23 protein-coding genes and 1 pseudogene are annotated in these 20,516 nt (G+C 57.1%); 9 read left to right on the top strand and 15 right to left on the bottom strand.

Annotation, left to right across the window (positions count from 1 at the left end; genetic code table 11):
* Positions 1–34: 34 nt before the first annotated feature.
* The 3 genes from AC07VR_RS13615 to trxB all read right to left on the bottom strand — a co-directional run bounded on the left by AC07VR_RS13615 (position 35) and on the right by trxB (position 2,498).
* Entirely contained in the window at positions 35–742 is a 708-nt protein-coding gene (locus tag AC07VR_RS13615) for an arginyltransferase (protein WP_494993331.1), read from the bottom strand.
* Positions 743–799: 57 nt separating this feature from the next.
* Positions 800–1,480, bottom strand: coding sequence for a leucyl/phenylalanyl-tRNA--protein transferase (gene aat, locus AC07VR_RS13610; protein WP_494993330.1), 681 nt, complete (start codon positions 1,478–1,480; stop codon positions 800–802).
* 67 nt (positions 1,481–1,547) lie between these two features.
* Positions 1,548–2,498, bottom strand: a complete 951-nt coding sequence (gene trxB, locus AC07VR_RS13605; RefSeq protein ID WP_494993329.1) for a thioredoxin-disulfide reductase — start codon at positions 2,496–2,498, stop codon at positions 1,548–1,550.
* Positions 2,499–2,848: 350 nt separating this feature from the next.
* Between trxB and ftsK the strand changes: the two genes are divergently transcribed.
* Genes ftsK through cysG form a run of 6 tightly spaced genes read left to right on the top strand, consistent with a single transcriptional unit; the run spans position 2,849 to position 10,351 of the window.
* Positions 2,849–5,254, top strand: coding sequence for a DNA translocase FtsK (ftsK, locus tag AC07VR_RS13600; protein WP_494993328.1), 2,406 nt, complete (start codon positions 2,849–2,851; stop codon positions 5,252–5,254).
* A gap of 58 nt (positions 5,255–5,312) precedes the next feature.
* Positions 5,313–5,936 carry an outer membrane lipoprotein periplasmic chaperone LolA gene (gene lolA, locus AC07VR_RS13595; protein WP_495011515.1) on the top strand — a complete coding sequence of 208 codons (624 nt, stop codon included), beginning with the start codon at positions 5,313–5,315 and terminating at the stop codon, positions 5,934–5,936.
* Between the two features lie 26 nt (positions 5,937–5,962).
* Entirely contained in the window at positions 5,963–7,288 is a 1,326-nt protein-coding gene (locus AC07VR_RS13590; RefSeq protein ID WP_495011514.1) for a replication-associated recombination protein A, read from the top strand.
* Positions 7,285–7,659: a fluoride efflux transporter CrcB gene (crcB, locus tag AC07VR_RS13585; protein ID WP_494993325.1), complete on the top strand. Its 375-nt coding sequence runs from the start codon at positions 7,285–7,287 to the stop codon at positions 7,657–7,659. The genes AC07VR_RS13590 and crcB overlap by 4 nt, the downstream gene beginning before the upstream one ends.
* Before the next feature lie 16 nt (positions 7,660–7,675).
* Positions 7,676–8,956, top strand: coding sequence for a serine--tRNA ligase (gene serS / locus AC07VR_RS13580; protein WP_494993324.1), 1,281 nt, complete (start codon positions 7,676–7,678; stop codon positions 8,954–8,956).
* A complete protein-coding gene (gene cysG / locus AC07VR_RS13575; RefSeq protein WP_495011513.1) occupies positions 8,957–10,351 on the top strand; it encodes a siroheme synthase CysG in 1,395 nt (464 codons plus the stop codon).
* Positions 10,352–10,478: 127 nt separating this feature from the next.
* Here cysG and AC07VR_RS13570 read toward each other — a convergent pair whose 3' ends face one another.
* From AC07VR_RS13570 to AC07VR_RS13540, 7 genes and pseudogenes are all read right to left on the bottom strand, one after another.
* Positions 10,479–11,486, bottom strand: a complete 1,008-nt coding sequence (locus AC07VR_RS13570) for a glutathione S-transferase family protein (protein ID WP_495011512.1) — start codon at positions 11,484–11,486, stop codon at positions 10,479–10,481.
* 88 nt (positions 11,487–11,574) lie between these two features.
* Positions 11,575–12,576 (bottom strand): glycosyl transferase family protein, encoded by a 1,002-nt coding sequence (locus tag AC07VR_RS13565; protein ID WP_495011511.1) that lies wholly within the window; start codon positions 12,574–12,576, stop codon positions 11,575–11,577.
* A complete protein-coding gene (locus AC07VR_RS13560; protein WP_495011510.1) occupies positions 12,573–12,908 on the bottom strand; it encodes a TusE/DsrC/DsvC family sulfur relay protein in 336 nt (111 codons plus the stop codon). The genes AC07VR_RS13565 and AC07VR_RS13560 overlap by 4 nt, the downstream gene beginning before the upstream one ends.
* Complete coding sequence (tusB, locus tag AC07VR_RS13555; protein WP_494993319.1) at positions 12,905–13,204, bottom strand: sulfurtransferase complex subunit TusB; 300 nt, start codon at positions 13,202–13,204, stop codon at positions 12,905–12,907. Before tusB ends, AC07VR_RS13560 begins: the two co-directional genes overlap by 4 nt.
* Entirely contained in the window at positions 13,204–13,566 is a 363-nt protein-coding gene (gene tusC / locus AC07VR_RS13550; protein ID WP_494993318.1) for a sulfurtransferase complex subunit TusC, read from the bottom strand. The genes tusB and tusC overlap by 1 nt, the downstream gene beginning before the upstream one ends.
* Before the next feature lies 1 nt (position 13,567).
* On the bottom strand, positions 13,568–13,960 hold the full coding sequence (gene tusD, locus AC07VR_RS13545; RefSeq protein WP_494993317.1) for a sulfurtransferase complex subunit TusD: 393 nt from the start codon (positions 13,958–13,960) through the stop codon (positions 13,568–13,570).
* 88 nt (positions 13,961–14,048) lie between these two features.
* Positions 14,049–14,165: pseudogene (locus AC07VR_RS13540) on the bottom strand (DUF1275 domain-containing protein); the annotation flags it as partial.
* A 77-nt stretch (positions 14,166–14,242) separates the two neighbouring features.
* Between AC07VR_RS13540 and AC07VR_RS13535 the strand changes: the two are divergent.
* The gene (locus AC07VR_RS13535) at positions 14,243–14,497 is read left to right on the top strand and encodes a PA2433 domain-containing protein (RefSeq protein WP_495011509.1); all 255 of its coding nucleotides are present in this window, start codon (positions 14,243–14,245) and stop codon (positions 14,495–14,497) included.
* Between the two features lie 130 nt (positions 14,498–14,627).
* Positions 14,628–14,969, top strand: a complete 342-nt coding sequence (locus AC07VR_RS13530; RefSeq protein WP_495011508.1) for a DHCW motif cupin fold protein — start codon at positions 14,628–14,630, stop codon at positions 14,967–14,969.
* A 76-nt stretch (positions 14,970–15,045) separates the two neighbouring features.
* Here the strand turns inward: AC07VR_RS13530 and AC07VR_RS13525 are convergent, their stop codons facing one another.
* Both AC07VR_RS13525 and AC07VR_RS13520 read right to left on the bottom strand, forming a co-directional pair.
* Complete coding sequence (locus AC07VR_RS13525) at positions 15,046–15,285, bottom strand: hypothetical protein (protein WP_494993314.1); 240 nt, start codon at positions 15,283–15,285, stop codon at positions 15,046–15,048.
* A gap of 189 nt (positions 15,286–15,474) precedes the next feature.
* Positions 15,475–15,699, bottom strand: a complete 225-nt coding sequence (locus tag AC07VR_RS13520) for a hypothetical protein (protein WP_495011507.1) — start codon at positions 15,697–15,699, stop codon at positions 15,475–15,477.
* Between the two features lie 1,572 nt (positions 15,700–17,271).
* Between AC07VR_RS13520 and AC07VR_RS13515 the strand changes: the two genes are divergently transcribed.
* Positions 17,272–17,670, top strand: coding sequence for a hypothetical protein (locus tag AC07VR_RS13515; protein ID WP_495011506.1), 399 nt, complete (start codon positions 17,272–17,274; stop codon positions 17,668–17,670).
* 243 nt (positions 17,671–17,913) lie between these two features.
* Here AC07VR_RS13515 and AC07VR_RS13510 read toward each other — a convergent pair whose 3' ends face one another.
* The 3 genes from AC07VR_RS13510 to AC07VR_RS13500 form a co-directional block, all read right to left on the bottom strand.
* Complete coding sequence (locus AC07VR_RS13510) at positions 17,914–18,366, bottom strand: thiol-disulfide oxidoreductase DCC family protein (RefSeq protein ID WP_495011505.1); 453 nt, start codon at positions 18,364–18,366, stop codon at positions 17,914–17,916.
* Between the two features lie 384 nt (positions 18,367–18,750).
* Positions 18,751–18,960 carry a co-regulatory protein PtrA N-terminal domain-containing protein gene (locus tag AC07VR_RS13505; RefSeq protein ID WP_495011504.1) on the bottom strand — a complete coding sequence of 70 codons (210 nt, stop codon included), beginning with the start codon at positions 18,958–18,960 and terminating at the stop codon, positions 18,751–18,753.
* An 83-nt stretch (positions 18,961–19,043) separates the two neighbouring features.
* Positions 19,044–19,697 carry a hypothetical protein gene (locus AC07VR_RS13500; RefSeq protein ID WP_495011503.1) on the bottom strand — a complete coding sequence of 218 codons (654 nt, stop codon included), beginning with the start codon at positions 19,695–19,697 and terminating at the stop codon, positions 19,044–19,046.
* Positions 19,698–20,516: the final 819 nt, after the last annotated feature.

Genomic DNA, 20,516 nt, shown 5'->3' with positions numbered 1-20,516 from the left:
TGTGCCCGAAAAGTGGGGTTTAAGCCAAGGGCTTCTAGTTCAGGGTGACCCATCTCTGGTTAATGAGCAGCTCGATGGGGCGATATTGGGTCTTGTAGTTCATCTTTTTGCAGTTCTTGATCCAGTACCCGAGGTAGACGGCGTCCAGCCCCAGGCGCCGGGCCTCGCCAATCTGCCAGAGAATCGCATAGCGGCCCAGGCTGCGGCGTTCTTCCTCGGGCTCATAGAAGGTGTAGACCGCCGATAAGCCGTTGGGCAGCAGATCCGTGACGGCTACCGCCAGCAGGCGTCCCTCAAGACGGAATTCATAGAATCTGGAGAACGGCAGGTCACGGACCAGAAAGGTTGAAAACTGATCGCGACTCGGCGGATACATATCGCCATCAGCGTGACGCTGCTCGATATAGCGCTGGTAAAGATTGAAATACTCTTCGCTGAAGTCGGGTTTCGCAGGCCGGACCTGAAGATCGGCATTGCGCTTGAAGATGCGTTTCTGCTGACGATTAGGCAGAAACTGCGTCACGGGAATTCGTGCCGGAACACAGGCATTGCAATTTTGGCAATGCGGCCGGTAAAGGTGGTCGCCACTGCGACGAAAACCCATTTCGGACAGATCTGCGTAGACGTGCACATCCATTGGCTGACTAGGGTCGAGGAACAGCGTGGTGGCCTGCTCTTCGGGCAGATAGCTGCAAGAGTGGGGCTGAGTGGCATAAAACTTCAGGCGCGCCAACTCGGTCATGATCAACCCTCGGTATAAGCTTTTGAATTAAGTGTAAGCCAGCCTGGGAGAAGTCGCCTAGCAAACCCAGGTGGCAGTATTGGGTTGGTCGAGATGCTGCTGCAAATAGCCGGAAAAACTGCTGCGAGGTATGGCGCGAGCGCCCAGGCTGTGCAGATGATCGGTTGGCATCTGGCAGTCAATCAGCACGAAACCCCATTGCTGGAGGTGTTTGACCAGTGTAGCGAAGCCGAATTTCGAGGCGTTGTCGGCGCGGCTAAACATGGATTCGCCGAAAAACAGTTGCCCCATCGCCAGTCCGTAGAGCCCTCCGACCAGAACGCCTTGATCCCAGACTTCGACCGAGTGTGCATAACCTCGCTGATGCAAATGCAAGTAGGCAGCCTGCATGGCGTCGGTGATCCAGGTTCCGTCGGCGTAGTCGCGAGGTGCGGCGCATGCCCGGATCACCGAGCTGAAATCGCGATCGAAGGTCACCTCATAGCGCTGCTGACGCAGCAGCTTGTTCAGGCTGCGCGAGACGTGCAGCTCCTCTGGAAACAGCACTGTACGCGGATCGGGCGACCACCAGAGAATCGGCTGGCCTTCCGAGAACCAAGGGAAGCAGCCATGGCGGTAGGCCTGGATCAAGCGATCGGCGGACAGATCGCCACCGGCTGCGAGCAAACCGTTGGGGTCGCGCATGGCTTTTTCCAGCGGCGGAAAGGTCAGGGTGTTGCGTTGTAACCAGGTCAGCATGGCATTCCGACTTGCAGAAGGGGAGGGCGATGGCGGGTCGTATGGCCCGCCGTGAGGCGCTGGATGATCAGTTGTCGTCGAGGTACTTCTCGGCGTCCAGTGCCGCCATACAGCCGGCGCCGGCTGAGGTGACGGCCTGGCGGTAGACATGATCGGCGACGTCGCCGGCCGCGAACACGCCTTCAATGCCGGTTGCGGTGGCATCGCCTTCGCTGCCGCCCTTGATCAGCAGGTAGCCGTTGCGCATTTCCAGTTGGCCCTGGAACAGGTCGGTATTGGGCTTGTGGCCGATAGCGATGAATACGCCGGTCAACGCCAGATCCCTGGTCTCACCCGTATTGCTGTCCCGCAGACGGGCGCCGGTTACGCCGCTGGCATCGCCCAGCACCTCGTCGAGGTTCTGGTTCCAGTGCAGATGGATATTACCGTTGGCGGCCTTTTCGAAGAGTTTGTCCTGAAGGATTTTCTCCGAGCGCAGTTTGTCGCGACGGTGAATCAGGTGGACTTCCTTGGCAATGTTGGACAGATAAAGTGCTTCTTCCACGGCGGTGTTGCCGCCACCGACCACCGCGACCACCTGATTGCGGTAGAAGAAACCGTCGCAGGTTGCGCAGGCAGAGACACCTTTACCGGCAAAGGTTTCTTCGGATGGCAGGCCCAGGTATTGCGCAGAGGCGCCGGTAGCAATGATCAGCGCGTCGCAGGTATAAGTGCCGCTATCGCCGGTGAGGATAAACGGACGCTGCTGCAACTCTGCAGTATGGATGTGGTCGTAGACGATCTCGGTGTCGAAGCGCTCGGCATGTTTGTGCATGCGCTCCATCAGCACGGGTCCGGTCAGGCCTTCCACGTCGCCGGGCCAGTTGTCGACTTCGATGGTGGTGGTCAGTTGACCGCCGGCCTGCAGGCCGGTAATAACCATCGGCTTGAGGTTGGCGCGAGCGGCATATACGGCGGCGCTGTAACCTGCCGGGCCCGAGCCCAGGATAATCAGGCGTGAATGCTTCGCTTCGCTCATAAAAACACCTCATAAGCCTTTGTCACAAAAGAGAATGCATGCTCAAATTGAACCGCGCGTAAAGTGCTGTTGGCTATGCTACACCGAAGCCGCTCTGGCGTGGCATCGGGCGGACAAACCCGTACAATGCGGGTCTGTAACAGAATGTTCACTGATCACCAACCTGTGCTGGCAGGAGCAAGCACTATAAAGATCGCAGCCTTCGGCAACTTCTACAGTTTCAGAATCGAAGGCCAGAGTGTTAAAAGTAGCTCCAGTTACGCTCGTTAACTTTGTTACCTGCTCGGATTGAGCAGTTTTTATAGTCAATCAACAGTTGGTCGCGCTACAGGCGCAGGAAAAGACGCGTTTTGAAGAAATCCACCGCTACACCTAAAACAGTAGTTCCGCTCTGGCGTCAGCAACTGCACTACCGGTTAAAGGAAGGTGCGCTGATTGCCATTGGAGCCTTATGCCTGTTCCTGATGATGGCATTGTTGACATATGGCAAGGATGATCCGGGCTGGAGTCACAACAGCAAAATTGAAAATGTGCAGAACTTCGGCGGGCCTGCGGGCTCCTACAGCGCCGATATTCTGTTCATGGTGCTGGGCTATTTCGCTTATATCTTTCCGTTGCTATTGGCGATCAAGGCTTATCAGATTTTCCGTCAGCGCCACGAGCCTTGGCTGTGGAGCGGCTGGTTGTTTTCCTGGCGCCTGATCGGCCTGGTGTTTCTGGTGCTGTCGGGCGCGGCCCTGGCACACATCCACTTCCATGCGCCGACCGGCTTGCCGGCGGGCGCTGGCGGTGCATTGGGCGAAAGCCTCGGTGACCTGGCGAAGAACGCGCTCAACATCCAGGGCAGTACCCTGATGTTCATTGCGTTGTTTCTGTTCGGCCTGACGGTGTTCACCGACCTCTCGTGGTTCAAGGTCATGGACGTGACCGGCAAGATCACCCTCGATCTGTTCGAGCTGTTCCAGGGGGCGGCCAATCGCTGGTGGGCGGCGCGCAATGAACGCAAGCAGCTGGTTGCGCAATTGCGTGAAGTCGATACCCGGGTCAACGAAGTGGTGGCCCCGACGGTGACCGACAAACGTGAACAGGCCAAAGTCAAAGAACGCTTGATCGAGCGTGAGCAAGCCCTGAGCAAGCACATGTCCGATCGCGAGAAACAGGTTCCGCCGGTCATTGCCCCGGCACCGCCCAAGGCGCCGGAACCGAGCAAGCGCGTTGAGAAAGAGAAACAGGCGCCGCTGTTCGTCGACAGTGCGGTGGAAGGCACCTTGCCGCCGATCTCGATTCTCGATCCGGCAGAAAAGAAACAGCTCAACTATTCGCCTGAGTCGCTGGCCGCCGTTGGCCATCTGCTGGAAATCAAACTCAAGGAATTCGGTGTCGAGGTCTCGGTGGATTCGATTCACCCAGGCCCGGTGATTACCCGTTACGAGATTCAACCGGCGGCCGGGGTAAAGGTCAGCCGTATTTCCAACCTGGCCAAAGACCTGGCGCGTTCGCTGGCAGTGACCAGTGTGCGGGTCGTGGAAGTGATTCCCGGCAAGACCACAGTCGGCATCGAGATTCCTAACGAAGACCGGCAGATCGTGCGCTTCTCCGAAGTGTTGTCGACCCCGGAATACGATGACGCCAAATCCCCGGTCACCTTGGCCCTGGGCCATGACATCGGTGGCAAGCCGGTTATCACTGACCTGGCAAAAATGCCTCACTTGCTGGTGGCCGGTACCACCGGTTCCGGTAAGTCGGTGGGCGTGAACGCGATGATTCTGTCGATTCTGTTCAAGTCGGGCCCGGAAGACGCCAAACTGATCATGATCGACCCGAAAATGCTTGAATTGTCGATCTACGAAGGCATTCCGCACTTGCTGTGCCCGGTGGTTACCGACATGAAGGACGCCGCCAACGCACTGCGTTGGAGCGTGGCCGAGATGGAGCGTCGCTATAAGCTGATGGCGAAGATGGGCGTGCGTAACCTGTCCGGCTTCAACCAGAAGGTGAGAGAGGCGCAGGAGGCGGGTACACCGCTGACGGATCCACTGTACAACCGCGAAAGCATTCACGACGAAGCGCCGCTGCTGACCAAGTTGCCGACCATCGTGGTGGTGGTCGACGAATTCGCCGACATGATGATGATCGTCGGCAAGAAGGTTGAAGAGCTGATCGCGCGGATCGCCCAGAAAGCCCGTGCTGCCGGTATTCACTTGATTCTGGCGACCCAGCGTCCATCGGTGGACGTGATCACCGGTCTGATCAAGGCCAACATTCCGACCCGTATGGCGTTCCAGGTATCGAGCAAGATCGACTCGCGAACCATCATCGATCAGGGTGGCGCCGAGCAATTGCTGGGTCACGGTGACATGCTCTACATGCCGCCGGGCACCAGCCTGCCGATTCGGGTGCACGGCGCGTTCGTTTCCGATGATGAAGTTCACCGGGTGGTTGAAGCCTGGAAACTGCGCGGTGCGCCGGAGTACAACGACGACATCCTCGCTGGTGTCGAAGAGGCCGGTAGCGGCTTTGACGGCGGCAGCGGCGGTGGCGACGATGACAGCGAAACCGATGCGCTTTACGACGAAGCAGTGCAGTTTGTGCTGGAAAGCCGCCGCGCCTCTATCTCGGCGGTTCAACGCAAACTCAAGATCGGCTACAACCGCGCTGCGCGCATGATCGAAGCCATGGAGATGGCCGGGGTCGTGACGTCCATGAATACCAACGGTTCGCGTGAAGTACTCGCCCCAGGCCCAATGCGCGACTGACCGGTGCCGCGTGAGATCACGCGGCATACCATTCAAACGAATATCAAAGAGGACTCCCATGCGTCTTATCCGCATGCTGTTGCTGCCGGTACTGGCTTTAACCACGCTCTCGGCCCATGCCGATGACAAAGCTGTGGCGCGTCTGACCCAACTGCTCGAAAAGTCGCAGACTCTGACGGCGCGTTTCTCACAGTTGACCCTCGACGGCAGCGGCACTCAGTTGCAGGAAACGGCCGGTGAAATGTCGCTGCAGCGCCCGGGCCTGTTCTTCTGGCACACCGATGCGCCACAAGAGCAGTTGATGGTCTCCGATGGCAAGAAGGTTTCGCTGTGGGATCCGGACCTGGAGCAGGTCACCATCAAGAAGCTTGATCAACGCCTGACCCAGACCCCGGCCTTGCTGCTGTCCGGTGACGTGTCCAAGATCAGCGAGAGTTTCGACATCAGTGCCAAGGAGGCTGGCGGTGTGATCGACTTCACCCTGAAGCCCAAGACCAAAGACACCCTGTTCGACAGCCTGCGTCTGTCGTTTCGCAACGGTATGGTCAATGACATGCAGTTGATCGACAGCGTCGGCCAGCGTACCAATATCCTGTTCACTGGCGTCAAGGCCAACGAGCCAATCCCGGCTTCCAGGTTCAAGTTCGACATCCCCAAGGGTGCCGATGTGATCCAGGAATAAAGAGCCAAGAGGTTTCAAACGCTGCCATGGACCTGTTTCGAAGTGATCCGATTGCTCAACCCCTGGCCGCGCGCTTGCGCTCGACCAACCTGGACGAGTACGTCGGTCAGGAGCACCTGCTCGCTCGCGGCAAGCCTTTGCGCGAAGCCCTGGAGCAGGGAGCCTTGCATTCAATGATTTTCTGGGGGCCGCCAGGGGTGGGTAAAACCACGTTGGCGCGCTTGCTGGCGAAAGTCTCGGATGCGCATTTCGAAACGGTCTCGGCTGTGCTGGCCGGGGTCAAAGAGATTCGTCAGGCGGTAGAAGTTGCCAAGCAACAGGCTGGGCAATACGGCAAGCGAACCATTCTGTTCGTCGACGAAGTGCACCGTTTCAACAAGTCGCAGCAGGACGCGTTTCTACCCTATGTCGAAGACGGCACGTTGATCTTTATCGGCGCAACGACAGAAAACCCATCCTTCGAGTTGAACAACGCACTGTTGTCCCGTGCTCGCGTCTACGTCCTCAAAAGCCTTGATGAGGTGGCACTGCACAAACTGGTGCAACGCGCGCTGACCGAAGAGCGCGGCCTCGGCAAGCGGCAACTGAGCCTCGGTGATGAAGGTTTCAAGATGCTGCTGGCGGCAGCCGATGGCGACGGCCGGCGTTTGCTCAACCTGTTGGAGAACGCTTCCGATCTGGCCGAGGACGGTACTGAAATCGGTGTCGAACTGCTGCAAAGCCTGCTGGGCGATACCCGTCGGCGTTTCGACAAGGGTGGCGAAGCCTTTTACGATCAGATATCTGCGCTGCACAAATCGGTGCGCGGTTCCAATCCGGACGGCGCGCTGTATTGGTTCGCACGCATGCTCGACGGTGGTTGTGATCCGCTGTATCTGGCGCGGCGTGTGGTGCGCATGGCCAGTGAAGACATCGGTAATGCCGATCCACGGGCCCTGAGCCTGTGCCTTGCGGCCTGGGATGTTCAGGAGCGTCTGGGCAGTCCCGAGGGCGAGTTGGCGGTGGCTCAGGCCATCACCTATCTGGCCTGCGCACCGAAAAGCAATGCGGTGTATATGGGCTTCAAGGCCGCCATGCGCAGTGCCGCCGAACATGGTTCCCTGGAAGTACCGCTGCATTTGCGCAATGCGCCGACCAAGCTGATGAAACAGCTGGGTTATGGCGACGAATACCGTTACGCCCACGATGAACCCGATGCTTATGCTGCCGGCGAGGACTACTTTCCGGACGATCTCGAACCACAGCACTTCTATCAGCCAGTGCCCCGTGGCCTTGAACTGAAAATCGGCGAAAAGCTCAATCACCTCGCAGAACTGGACAGGCTCAGCCCAAAACAGCGGAGAAAGCCTTGATTCCATTGATTGTCGCGGTCTCCGTGGGGGGCATCGCCGGGACGCTGTTGCGCTTTGCTGCCGGCAACTGGATCAACGCTAATTGGCCTCGGCACTTCTATACCGCGACGCTGGCCGTTAATATCGTGGGCTGCCTGTTGATCGGCTTTTTGTATGGCCTGTTCATGCTGCGTCCGGAGGTGCCGATTGAGGTGCGGGCCGGATTGATGGTGGGTTTTCTTGGCGGCCTGACGACTTTTTCATCCTTTTCACTGGATACGGTGCGTCTGCTGGAAAGCGGACAGGTACCGCTGGCCTTGGGCTATGCGGCCATCAGCGTATTCGGCGGGCTGCTCGCGACCTGGGCTGGCCTGTCCTTGACCAAACTTTGATAAACGAGAGACCGACATGCTCGATTCCAAACTGTTACGTAGCAACCTTCAGGACGTAGCGGACCGCCTGGCATCCCGTGGCTATGCCCTGGACGTTGCGCGCATCGAAGCGCTGGAAGAACAGCGCAAGACCGTCCAGACCCGCACCGAAGCGCTGCAGGCTGAACGTAACGCGCGCTCCAAATCCATCGGTCAGGCCAAGCAACGCGGCGAAGACATCGCGCCGTTGATGGCTGACGTCGAGCGCATGGCGAACGAGCTTGGTGTCGGCAAGTTCGAGCTGGACGCGATCCAGACCGAGCTGGACTCGATTGTGCTGGGTATCCCAAACCTGCCACACGAGTCGGTGCCGATTGGTGATGACGAAGACGGCAACGTCGAAGTGCGCCGCTGGGGCACGCCGACCACCTTCGACTTCGAGGTCAAGGATCACGTTGCGCTGGGCGAGAAGTTCGGCTGGCTGGATTTTGAAACCGCCGCCAAGCTGTCCGGCGCCCGTTTCGCCTTGCTGCGCGGGCCGATCGCTCGTCTGCACCGCGCCCTCGCGCAGTTCATGATCAACCTGCACACCAGCGAGCATGGCTACGAAGAGGCTTACACGCCGTATCTGGTTCAGGCGCCGGCCTTGCAGGGCACCGGTCAACTGCCGAAGTTCGAGGAAGACCTGTTTAAGATCAGTCGCGAAGGCGAAGCCGATCTGTACCTGATTCCGACCGCTGAAGTGTCGCTGACCAACATCGTTTCGGGCGAAATCATTGACCCGAAACTGCTACCGATCAAATTCGTGGCTCACACCCCGTGCTTCCGTAGCGAAGCCGGTGCGTCGGGTCGTGACACGCGAGGGATGATTCGTCAGCACCAGTTCGACAAGGTCGAAATGGTCCAGATCGTCGAGCCATCGACTTCGATGCAAGCGCTGGAAGGCCTGACCGCCAACGCCGAGAAAGTCCTGCAACTGCTGGAACTGCCGTACCGTACACTGGCGCTGTGTACCGGCGACATGGGCTTCAGCGCGGTCAAGACCTACGACCTGGAAGTGTGGATTCCGAGCCAGGACAAATACCGTGAAATTTCGTCGTGCTCCAACTGCGGCGATTTCCAGGCCCGTCGCATGCAAGCGCGTTTCCGTAACCCGGAAACCGGCAAGCCTGAGCTGGTTCACACCCTGAACGGTTCCGGTCTGGCGGTCGGTCGTACCCTGGTGGCAGTGCTGGAGAACTATCAGCAGGCCGACGGTTCGATCCGTGTACCGGCCGTGCTCAAACCGTACATGGGCGGCATTGAGGTCATCGGCTAAATGGAATTTCTGCCGCTGTTCCACAACCTGCGCGGCAGTCGTGTGTTGGTCGTCGGTGGGGGGGAGATTGCCTTGCGCAAATCCCGCCTGCTGGCCGATGCCGGTGCGCTACTGCGGGTGGTTGCACCTGAAATAGAAACCCAGCTGCGCGAACTGGTACAGAGCAGTGGCGGTGAATTGGTCTTGCGCGGTTATGCCGCGGCCGATCTCGATGGTTGCGTGCTGATTATCGCGGCCACTGACGATGAATCGCTCAACGCGCAGGTTTCCAACGATGCGCATCAGCGTTGCGTGCCGGTCAACGTGGTCGATGCTCCGGCATTGTGCAGCGTGATTTTTCCGGCGATCGTCGACCGTTCGCCACTGATTATTGCTGTCTCCAGCGGCGGCGATGCACCTGTTCTGGCAAGGTTGATTCGGGCCAGGCTGGAGACCTGGATTCCCTCGACTTATGGCCAGTTGGCCGGTTTGGCGGCGCGCTTTCGCAACCAGGTCAAAAGTCTGTTCCCTGATGTGCAGCAGCGGCGAGCATTCTGGGAAGATGTTTTCCAGGGACCGATTGCCGACCGCCAAATGGCTGGGCAGGGCGCGGAAGCCGAGCGCTTGTTGCTGGCTAAAATCAATGGCGCCGCGCCTGTCGCGCCGGGCGAGGTCTATCTGGTTGGAGCCGGGCCGGGCGATCCGGACCTGCTGACTTTCCGTGCCCTGCGGCTGATGCAGCAAGCGGACGTGGTGTTGTATGACCGTTTGGTAGCTCCGGCGATTCTTGAGCTGTGTCGTCGTGATGCCGAGCGGGTCTACGTCGGCAAGCGTCGGGCTGATCACGCGTTACCGCAGGAGCAGATCAATCAGCATCTGGTTGATCTGGCCAAGCAGGGCAAGCGGGTATTGCGCTTGAAAGGCGGCGATCCGTTTATCTTTGGTCGTGGCGGCGAAGAGATCGAAGAGCTGGCGGCCCATGGCATTCCATTTCAGGTTGTGCCAGGTATCACCGCGGCGAGTGGTTGTGCGGCGTATGCCGGGATTCCACTGACACATCGTGATTATGCGCAATCGGTGCGTTTCGTGACCGGGCATCTGAAGGATGGCACCACGGATTTGCCGTGGAGCGATTTGGTAGCTCCAGCGCAGACTCTGGTGTTCTACATGGGCTTGATTGGCTTGCCGATCATCTGTGAGCAACTGATCAAACACGGTCGTTCGGCGGATACTCCGGCAGCCTTGATCCAGCAGGGCACCACCTCGAATCAACGGGTCTTTACCGGCACGCTGGCCAATCTTCCACAGCTGGTTGCCGAGCATGAAGTGCATGCGCCGACGCTGGTGATTGTTGGGGAAGTGGTACAGCTTCGCGAGAAACTGAAGTGGTTTGAAGGGGCACAGTCGCAGGTTTGAAAAAAGCTTCGCGGGCAAGCCTCGCTCCTACGGGATTTGTGTCAGGCCACAATAATGTGATCGACACCAATCCCGTAGGAGCGAGGCTTGCCCGCGAAGAGGCCATCAATTGCACACAAATCCCTTCTCAGACCTCGGCCTTGCGCCAAATCCCTTTCCCGCTCAACCGTCCCCGATCATGACTGGCATCGAAGTCCAGCGCAGGCCCTTTCGGCACGATCCCGGTCGGATTGATGGTGCGGTGGCTCGCGAAGTAATGCCCCTTGATGTGCGTGAAGTCCACGGTCTCGGCAATCCCCGGCCACTGATACAACTCACGTAACCAGTTCGAAAGATTCGGGTAATCGGCAATTCGCCGCAGGTTGCATTTGAAGTGGCTGTAATACACTGCGTCGAAGCGAATCAGCGTGGTGAACAGTCGGATATCGGCTTCGGTCAGGTGTTCGCCGACCAGATAGCGCTTCTCGCCCAGTCTCTTTTCCAGCCAGTCGAGTTCGGTGAACAGCTCATCGAAGGCTTCTTCATACGCCGGCTGCGAGGTGGCGAAGCCAGCCCGATAAACGCCGTTGTTTACCGCCGGATAGATCCGCGCGTTCAGCTCATCAATCTCTGCCCGTAGAGGTTGCGGGTAGAAGTCCAGGTCATTTCCGGTCAAGCCATCGAATGCACTATTGAACATGCGGATGATTTCCGCTGATTCATTGCTGACGATGCGCTTGTGCTGCTTGTCCCAGAGCACAGGCACCGTGACACGGCCGGTGTAGTCGACGGCGTCTGCGGTGTAGCGTTGATGCATGTAGGACAGGTTATCGAGGCGGTCGCCGCTGGAGCCGAACGCTTTATCGAAGGTCCAGCCGTTTTCCAGCATCAACCAGCTGACGACAGAGACGTCGACGAGGCTTTCAAGGCCTTTGAGCTTGCGCAGGATCAGCGTGCGCTGGGCCCAGGGGCAAGCGAGAGACACATAGAGGTGATAGCGACCGGCCTCGGCGGGAAAACCACCTTCACCGCTAGGGCCAGGTCTGCCATCAGCGGTCAGCCAGTTACGGCGTTGCGCTTGTTCGCGCTGGAATGCGCCGTCTTTGCTGCTCTCGTACCACTGGTCACGCCAGTGCCCTTCAATAAGCAAACCCATCTCGAACTCCTCGGTCGTTAAACGTTGGAGTTGAGTCTATGCCGATGGCTTCGAACAAAAAGCGCAAAGGTTGGGCGTTAATGATCGGTTAAATCGATTTGTCCCGAGCGTCCCAGTACTGCTGAGCCAATTCGAACGCCTGCTCCCGCGGCGTGCCGAGGCCGCGCAGGGCCAGCGCCATGGTCGAGATCAGCGCCAGTTGCGGGTAGCTGTCCTGCACGTCGCCGCGCCAGAGCGCGCTCAGTTGCTCGGGGTCCAGGGTCGCGGGTTTGACATGACGCTGGGCCGACAGCGCAGGCCATTCCTCATCCCAGCTTTCGCCACCTGTGGTGCCATACAGATGGCTGATGGTGTCCGGGTTGATTTCGATCTCACCGCCATCGCCTTTGATGACGATGGTGTTGTCGCCCAGCAAGCCGCTGGCGTCGCGGTGCACGCCCTGGTAGCCGGGATGGAAAATACTTTGCAGGCCACAGCGAGCGCCCAGTGGATTGAGGATGCGTGCCAGAGAGTGGATGGGTGAGCGCAGGCCCAGGGTATTGCGCAGATCGATCATCCGTTGCAACTGGGGCGCCCAGTCACCGAGCGGGATAAACGCCAGGTTGCTTTGATCGAGCGCCGTACCGACTTGCTGCCAATTGCGGCACAGCGGGATCTGTAATTGATCGAGAAGCTGCTCGCTGTACAGGCGACCTGCGGTATGGGCGCCGCCGCCGTGCAGCAGAATACGCACACCGTTCTGAGCCAGGCATTTGGCTGCCAGCAGATACCACGGCAGATGACGTTTCTTGCCGGCATAGGTCGGCCAATCCAGATCAACCTTCAAGGCCGGCGCTGTCAATCGTTCACGAACCGCTTCGGTAAAACCGGCCAGTTCCTCAGGGCTTTCTTCCTTGTGCCGCAGCAGCATCAGGAATGCGCCCAGTTGCGTGTCCTCGACTTTCTCGTCGAGCAACATGCCCATGGCTTCGCGTGCCTCTTCGCGGGTCAGGCTGCGGGCACCGCGCTTGCCCTTGCCCAGGATTCGCACGAATGGCGCGAAAGGGTGTTCGGTCGGTGTTTCGGTCGTCAGCGGCGCAAAATCAGTCATAAGCAATTCGTCGGTTTGGGCAGGCCCGCCAGCTTGGCGGCAAGTTTGGCGGGAGTGCCTTTGAACAGTCGGTTCAGGTGCAGGCTGTTGCCCTTGTCGGGACCCAGCTTCAGCGCTGTGTATTTGATCAGCGGGCGGGTCGCCGGAGACAGCTGGAACTCCTGATAAAACCCGCGCAGTAACTCGAGGATCTCCCAGTGTTCCGGGCTCAGCTCGAGGTCTTCGGCGGCGGCCAGTGCACTTGCCACCTCTGCGGACCAATCGTTCAGGTCTACCAGGTACCCGTCTTTATCGAGGCCAATGCTATGAATACCGACAGTGAGCGACTTCATAGCCAGGTGTTGACCTTGTCATAGTGAATCGACAGCTCGACAAACCCTGGGTAATCGACGCGTTTGACCCAGCCAGGGATATCCAGCCCACGGGCCTGGATATCTTCCGACAGAACGAACAAGCGCAGCGTATCGATTCGAGCCTCCAGTGCGCTGAGCGGTACGCTATCGGGTTGCAGGGCATACACCGCGTCGCCGCAGAGCAGAATCGCGTCTTGCGCGCCGAGCAGACGCAGGCAACTGGTCAGCCGGTTATCGGTAAACGGCGAGTGGGACAACACATGCAAAGTCGACATCAGAGAGTTATAACCTGGTCGTAACGATCAATAATCGAGGAGATTTGCTCCGGGTTCAGCAATTGCACTGCGTCCATGTTCCGGCCGAGTGGCGCAAACCCACGCTCCATTACGCTGTTGGCGCAAGCAAAAACATCTTCAACACCAAACAGCGACAGCGCCTGCAGATTGGCGCTGAGGTCTTTTTGCTGAACGGCCCTGGCATCCTGGGTAGGTGCAAGCTGGAATACACCGTCATCCAGAAACAGCAGGCCAATCGGCAAATCAAAAGCGCCGCCGGCCAGCACGATGTCCAATGCTTCGCGAGCGCTGGGGCCTGACCAAGGCGCCTGCCGACTGATAATCAGCAACGATTTAGGCATTTCATGGCCCTCCGAAACAAATCAATCGGTCGGCCGATTGCACGGCGTCATGCAATTGACCCAGCCCGGACAACTCCCAAGGCGCGCTCAAATTGACGGCCGGACGCTGATAACGCAGGGCTTCTTCTTCATTCAGCACGCCGCGGCGCAAGGCGGCAGCAATACACACCACGCCGTCGAGCTGATGCTCACTGACGAACGAGCGCCATTGCAACGGCAAATCTTGCTCATCTTGCGGGGTGACGATATTGCCTGACGCGCTGTGAACACCGTCCTGATAGAAAAACAGCCGCACAATCTCATGGCCACCGGCCAGTGCCGCCTGAGCGAACAGCAGAGCGCGGCGCGAGGAGGGCGCATGGGCAGCGGAGAAAAGGGCAATGGCGAACTTCATGACGGACTCTGTCAGCAAACCTTGCGCAATGATAAAGCTTTATCGCCGGGTCGGCGAAATCCGTTTCAGCCTGCCTGGCGCGGATGTTTCCAAAGCGCGAAAGAGCGCCCGTCACGCAGGTAACCCCGACGGGCAGACCATTAACCTCTTCGACTGCAGCATCAAGCATTCCCAGGGCGATGTTCGCGGCCAGCAGTGCTGAGATTGTCAAGCGTAGCCAGGCATGACTGTCTGCCACGATCTATAGTGATACTCCCGCCACTTAATAGAAGAGAGAGTCCTATGAAACGATCCATTCTGTTTATGGTTGCCGCATTGGTCGCTACGCCGCTCTTTGCGGCGGACGATCTATGCACCATTAATCTGAAAAAAATCAGAAACGAAAAGGCGACCCCCGTGATGGGCCAACCTCAACTGGATCAAATTCGAGATGCGCGAATAGCCGCGGAAAAAGCGCAGAAAGCTGGCGACAAACAAAAGTGCATAGACCTGACCAATAGGGCTTTAAAGGACATTGAGCACGCTCAAAAAAACTAATGACACGAGAGGCTGAGCCGGTATTGCCGGCTCAGTCGTTCATTCGCTTGTGTGCAATGGTGACCTCGAAGGCATAAGTGGTAGGCTGATGGCCGCAGCTATTGGCCAAAAACACTTAAGGAAAAGAAGTATGAAGATGGATGCGTTCGCTTTTGGCGTCACCAACTGGGCTGAGATCGAAAGGACAGAGCATCCGGGAGAGACAGGGATGGCCTATTGGCGAACCCGGGTTTTCGGCGACGAGTCGAATCGGATTCGGGTGCGCATGGTGGAGTACAGCCCTGGCTACCTTGCAGACCATTGGTGTCACAAAGGGCATGTTTTGTTTTGTATGGAGGGTGAGCTGGAAACCACCCTCGAAGACGGGCGAAAGTTCGTATTGACCGCGGGAATGAGCTATCAGGTCGGCGACAACGCACAGGCGCATCAATCCTGCAGTGGCCCGGGCGCCAGATTGTTCATTGTTGATTGAGCGCAGCAAGGGTGACGCCGCATGAGGGATTTGCTCTTGCGCTCACCTCAAACTGAAGGCCTGACTGCCGAGCGATCTACTCGGCTTTAGTCCGATGGATTGCCCGGGCCTTCACCTCATCGGCGTACGCAATCAACCGCTCTTCACCCGCCTGGAACACCCGGCACATCCTCAGCACTGCCTGAGCATCGGCTTCATTTCCTGCGTCGCTCAATCGTTTGGCAATTTGCGTCAGATCAACGATTGACCATCTGAAATCAGACGCAATGCCCTGAAGATCGCGCCGTAGGTCCTGCTCGGATTCGTTGAGCCACATGATGACCTCCTGAATATCAATGCCGCGCCTGACCCCACTCCCGGTACTAAGTGAACAAAAAGGATCCTGAGCTTTTCAGTCGGGGCCTGGTCGCTGTTCACGGTGTTGCCTTTTGCTGATATCGCTTGCATAGACAGTAATCGACGGCTGCGCAGAGTGTGATTTGAGGCGACGAGCTGTAGGGGCGGACTAGTTTTCCGTGAGTTTGTGCGCGACGGGCTTCGGGGGGATGCGCGCACTGGAAGGAAGCGGGTGTTGAAGCCAGTTCAGGCGAAATTCTTCGACTTCCACCCAGCGACCGTTCTGCGGTGGCAGGCGGCATTGCTTGAAGGCCACACACACTCCTTTGTGATCGACCAAGGCAAAATTTCGATATTTATGGCGCAGGGCGAATAGAGACCGGAAAAACTGCATTGCGAACACCTCCTTGGCGATCTTCTAGTTATAGCCAACTCAAGGAAGGTAAAGCGCTTTGTTCAGTTTGAAAAGATCAATTGTGCTCGTTCGGCAGAGCGCCGGAGGAGGGCGGCGGATTTAGGAGGCAGGGGCTTCGAATTTATGGACCTGTTACTGGAGCCGGTTCAGTAGAAGCCGGTCGTCGAGTGCGTGAGGCATGAGTGCTCCTCGCCCGCCGCTCACTGGCAGTCGTGAATGTAAAAGTTGGCAGCTCTAAATCGGTTGGTGTATCGTTTCAGTTGTTCGCACAGCCGTATTTCTCTTTACCAGTCCATGGATGGCGAGGCGATACGTGCTGGGCGGACGCTACCCCCAAGGTTTGCCAATAACCATTCAGGGGCTGGCTGGTTATTACCTAACGTCTTAGTCGAAATCTTTGCAAACCCCGCTTGCCGGAGAAAACTCCCGAGTCACCTCGAAGGGCATAGAGGCTTGCCCTGTAGAAGGCCGTCCTTCGAGAGCATCCAAAGCTCCTGATCTTTTTATACCCCCACACCCATCCCCTGGATTTGGTGTTTTCAGCAGGTGTCATTTCCATTCAAGAGCCTCTGGCTGCATGTTCTACAGCGGACAATAGCAATTTGCCTCTGTTAGAAAGCGCCAAATAATAACCTTTGATATTTCATGGTTATTACAAAGCCGGCGTCTGGTCGTCAGGAGAGAAAGCATAACTACGCGACCACCATGCCCGAAGCGCTGGATCGCGCGGCGTGGGGTTGGTCGGCATTGGCGTGCAGATCCTGCTACTGGTTGCAGTGCAGGCTGCATCTAAATGGCATTCCATTGGTTATCTTGCCTGTCAAATTGCACTGACCTCCCTTGGCCCTCCTGCTGCCAGTGCTGCCTGAGGTTAAGGACGCCTGGTGGGGCCAGGTGATCGGGTGTTTTGAACCTCCTTAATGGGAGGGGATCGAACGATCATAGTGTCAGGCTTCACCTGCGAGGAGATGATCAAATGAAACGTACAGCTACTTTGATTTTGGTGATGTCAGCAGCGCTGTTGCTCGGCGGGTGCTGGCCGTACTGGCATGACCATGATGGGCACGGACGTGATCACGGGCGTTACTACGGTGGGGAGCAGAGGGGGCAAATGTATAGCCGGTGACATCGCTGTAGCAGGGCGGGAATAGATCCGCATCGGAGGGTTCGCCATGAGTACCCTGACGATCCAGGCTGTGTGAAAACGTTTTAGAGCAGGTTTGATGGTCAGAACCGGTACGAAAATCGCGTCCCTACGCAAATTTCAGGTCTGCTGACCAACCAAACACTGGCAGATTTTATGTAGCAACGCGGACTTCAACACGGTGCATGCGTTTTCACACTGCCTGGATCCAAGCGGACATCGAGATAGCAAGCCTCAAAGGGGCCGAACGCTGAGGCCGTTGGCTATTTAAGTAGCGGCTCCCTAGAACTTTTCCCTATTTATCGGTCTATGTGGATAAGCACATCAGCTCGGTAAGCGCGAACCCGCAGATTTCCCGCAGCCAGATGGCCACACGTCCAATTGTCAATCAGAGGTTGTCTTCGCTCATGAAATTCCATGACCCACGGATGGTGCTCTTTGGCCTGTTCGCATTCGCGGCAGTGGGCTCGGCATCAGCAACACAGATGAAGACCTCAACCCCTGTTTTTGCAACTGAAGCCGCAGCCGTTCAGGCTCCGGTCCAGGCTGCCGGCAACCCTTGGCCGACCTTGGCCAGTATGGCCGGCAAGCAGCCAGGGCCGTTGCTTGCCCATGACGACCGATACTGGCATGACGGCCGTTGGCACGATCGTAGAGACGATTGGCGCCGAGACGATTGGCGCCGAGACGACTGGCGTAGAGAGCAAGCCCGCCGAGAAGCCGAACGCCATCGTGATTGGGAGCGCCACCATGATTGGGCCATGCGGCACCGCTACGAGGACGATCACCGCTACTATCGTCGCTAGTGCGAAGCCACGGGATCAATCCGCCTGCAATACGGGCGCTGCTCCGCCAACCTGCGAAACCGGGACTCAAACCGGTCCGAAATAGCAGCGCTCAGGCCACTAGCTCCACCTGGTTGATCCCATGAGACTGGATCAGTGTCCGCTCACCTGGACTCGACCATAGCAACTTGGGAACCAGACCATGGTAGCCAAACATGAACGCGAGGCCGCCTCGGGCGATCCCGTTAATGCGTACCAAGGCGTTCACATTGGCGCCTTCAAAAAACGTTGTTCATGATCAGGATCAGGCAAAAGGCAGGTATCGTATTTTCCGAAAAGCCTATAGCGATTCAGCGCAATGCGATCGTATGCCCAATCCCGAAGCTTGCGTGGGAAGATGCGTAGAAGTCTCACTGGCAGCCAACTCGCGGGCAATTGCGCGATGACTTCGAAAAATGCATCCGAGCGCACCCAGTAGTGTTGGTCGCGGATCACGGCCATGGTGTCGAATTGATCCATGGGCAAACCTGCCCAAGCAAGCAGTGCCTGCCCCTCGGGCGACTGTACTGTCGCCAACCGAATGCGTCGGTGGCGGTCATGGCGGATCAAGAACCTCACCCAGCCATTGCACAGCTTACATACGCCGTCGAACAAGACCACCGTCTCGCCTTGCTTGAGCAATGGTGCGGGTGAGGGGCGAATTTGGGAGGCTGGCATAAGCGTGGATCCAATAGGGGCCTGGCTAATCCGGATCATACCCGCGCGCCAGACTTAAAGTCTGCTTTCGGCCGGTTGTAGCCGGCAGATATTCACCCAGCGAACAGCTAAGGGATTTATTAAGGGTTTTATGTCCCATTGATTCGATCCCGCAGCCGATGCTGTCCGACTGCGAAGCCGAGTCAAGGTAAGCGAACGAGACTGCTGATAACGGCGTTTATGGTAAATCCCTGGATCCATCCTGGACACGGACACGATCAAGCTCAGAACACTACTGTAAGCCAAACCTGACCTCTGGTAATCGCCAGCCTCGTTCCAAAAGCAAACATGACGACCTCAAACTTCTAGCAGCACCTCCGTCAGATCGGGGACGCGACAGACAGATCAGGAGTTGGAGTGATCGGCCGCCTTGGCTTTGCCTTGAGCTACAGCGGCTTCAGCCTTCTGTTTCTGTGCAACCTGGTAGGCTTCCATCGAGACTTTCCGGGCTTTCTCCATGCGTGCGATGGTCCGGTCACCACCGCCACCTGTGGCCATAGCCAGAGAGGAAACGGTCAGAGCGGCGACGACGAAGAGAGCTTTCATGGATTTCATTTGGGTATCCTCAAGTGAGATTGGGTTAACAGCTAACAGCGGGATTTATTGGCTAAAGCTGAACGTCCTTGTTCAACCTGGCTTCACCATCCAGCCAGGGCGGCGTTTCCTACTGTCCAGGTGCCTTGCTCCGTAGATTCTGCCGTGCTCTTGTTTTTGGCCCAGATGGTGAGCATCACCATCATCCCGAATCCACCGACGATGAGGACCGGATAGGCTGCCAGCAACTCCACCAACGAGTATTTCCAGGCCAGCGGACGACCAACACCCAGCATTGCGGCATAGAACCACGACACGCCAGAGAACGCCCCCGAGAACAGCGCCAGCATGCGCAGGCTGAAGGAGAGTTTCAGTAACGAACCGGCTTTTTTCAGAGCAGGCAATACCGCGCTATGCAACACGACGCCATTAATGGTCAGCAGTACAACTATGCCGATCTTGGCTTGCAACTTTGGATTGAGGAAATACTCCATCCCCTTGCCGGCATAATCTATCCCGACAATACCAATGCCCGTAATCCAAAGAGCTACAAGGGCAAGCACTACGGTTTTTTGAAGACTTTCCATGTGCGCGTCATCATGCTGACCTGACGCATCCCCCTTCAGGAGTTGCTTGACCATTGCAATATCGCTGGTCAAAACAAGCCCGATTGCCACACAGCAGGCAATAAGGTGGACATATACAACTCCCAAACGCAAAAATTCCACGGTCGACGAAGAAAGCATATTAAGCTCCATGGTTACCGGTTGCCTCTTTGTTCTAGTAGTGAATCAATACATGACTCTCAGTTGGACTTAACTGGAACTTACAGTTACTGACTGCAATTAAGATCCAGCAATTTCTATTAATTAGTCTTGCGGTATTACGCTGTCGAGATAAAAGTGAGCTTCGCGAATGAACTTCTAATCATTCGATTATCCCCATTTTCAGGTAATAAAAATCCCCATTCGCACTTAGTGCATATGAGGTTTAACTTCCGCTTCTGGGGCTAGGTGAGGATCAGAGCCTGTGTCACCTGCTGCGTATTCTGAACGAAAAAGTCCGAGTCCGTTCATTTTTTGATCAATTGTCCCGACAAACGGCAGTGAAATGGATAGCGGCATATTGCCAGTTTTGATGGCGCAGCCAGCACCATTACTGGGTTTGCGGCCAACCAGCGTGCCGCTGAGAACCGCTGCGCAAGGCCCAAAGTAGCCACGCTTGTCGCCTTACTCCTGAGTTATGCGACAACTCACTCGCGCCTGACGGTAAAGGCTTTGCGATGTCACGTGAGTCTGTCGCAGGAGGTAGGCGGAAGGGATTCGAAATCCCTCGGTCATCAACGCGTTTTTTTGCTTTTATACCCGTGCGTGAATGACGTGCGATACGAGGCAAAAATGGGGTAAGCCGTTCGCCATTCAATGTCAATCAGTGCCAAGCGCTTAATTAACCGACTTGTCAAAAAAAACCTACAGCCCATATTTCAGGGGGGGTAGGTTTTTTTGCGTTAATACTCCAGCGCAATTGGCGCATGGACAGGATGCGCCCGGGTCAAGCCGGAGGGTATACCGCAGACG

The organism is Pseudomonas sp. GW821-FHT02H09, from assembly GCF_059421425.1.
The sequence above is the reverse complement of the archived record's forward strand: the minus strand, read 5'-3'. Positions and strand labels throughout refer to the sequence as shown.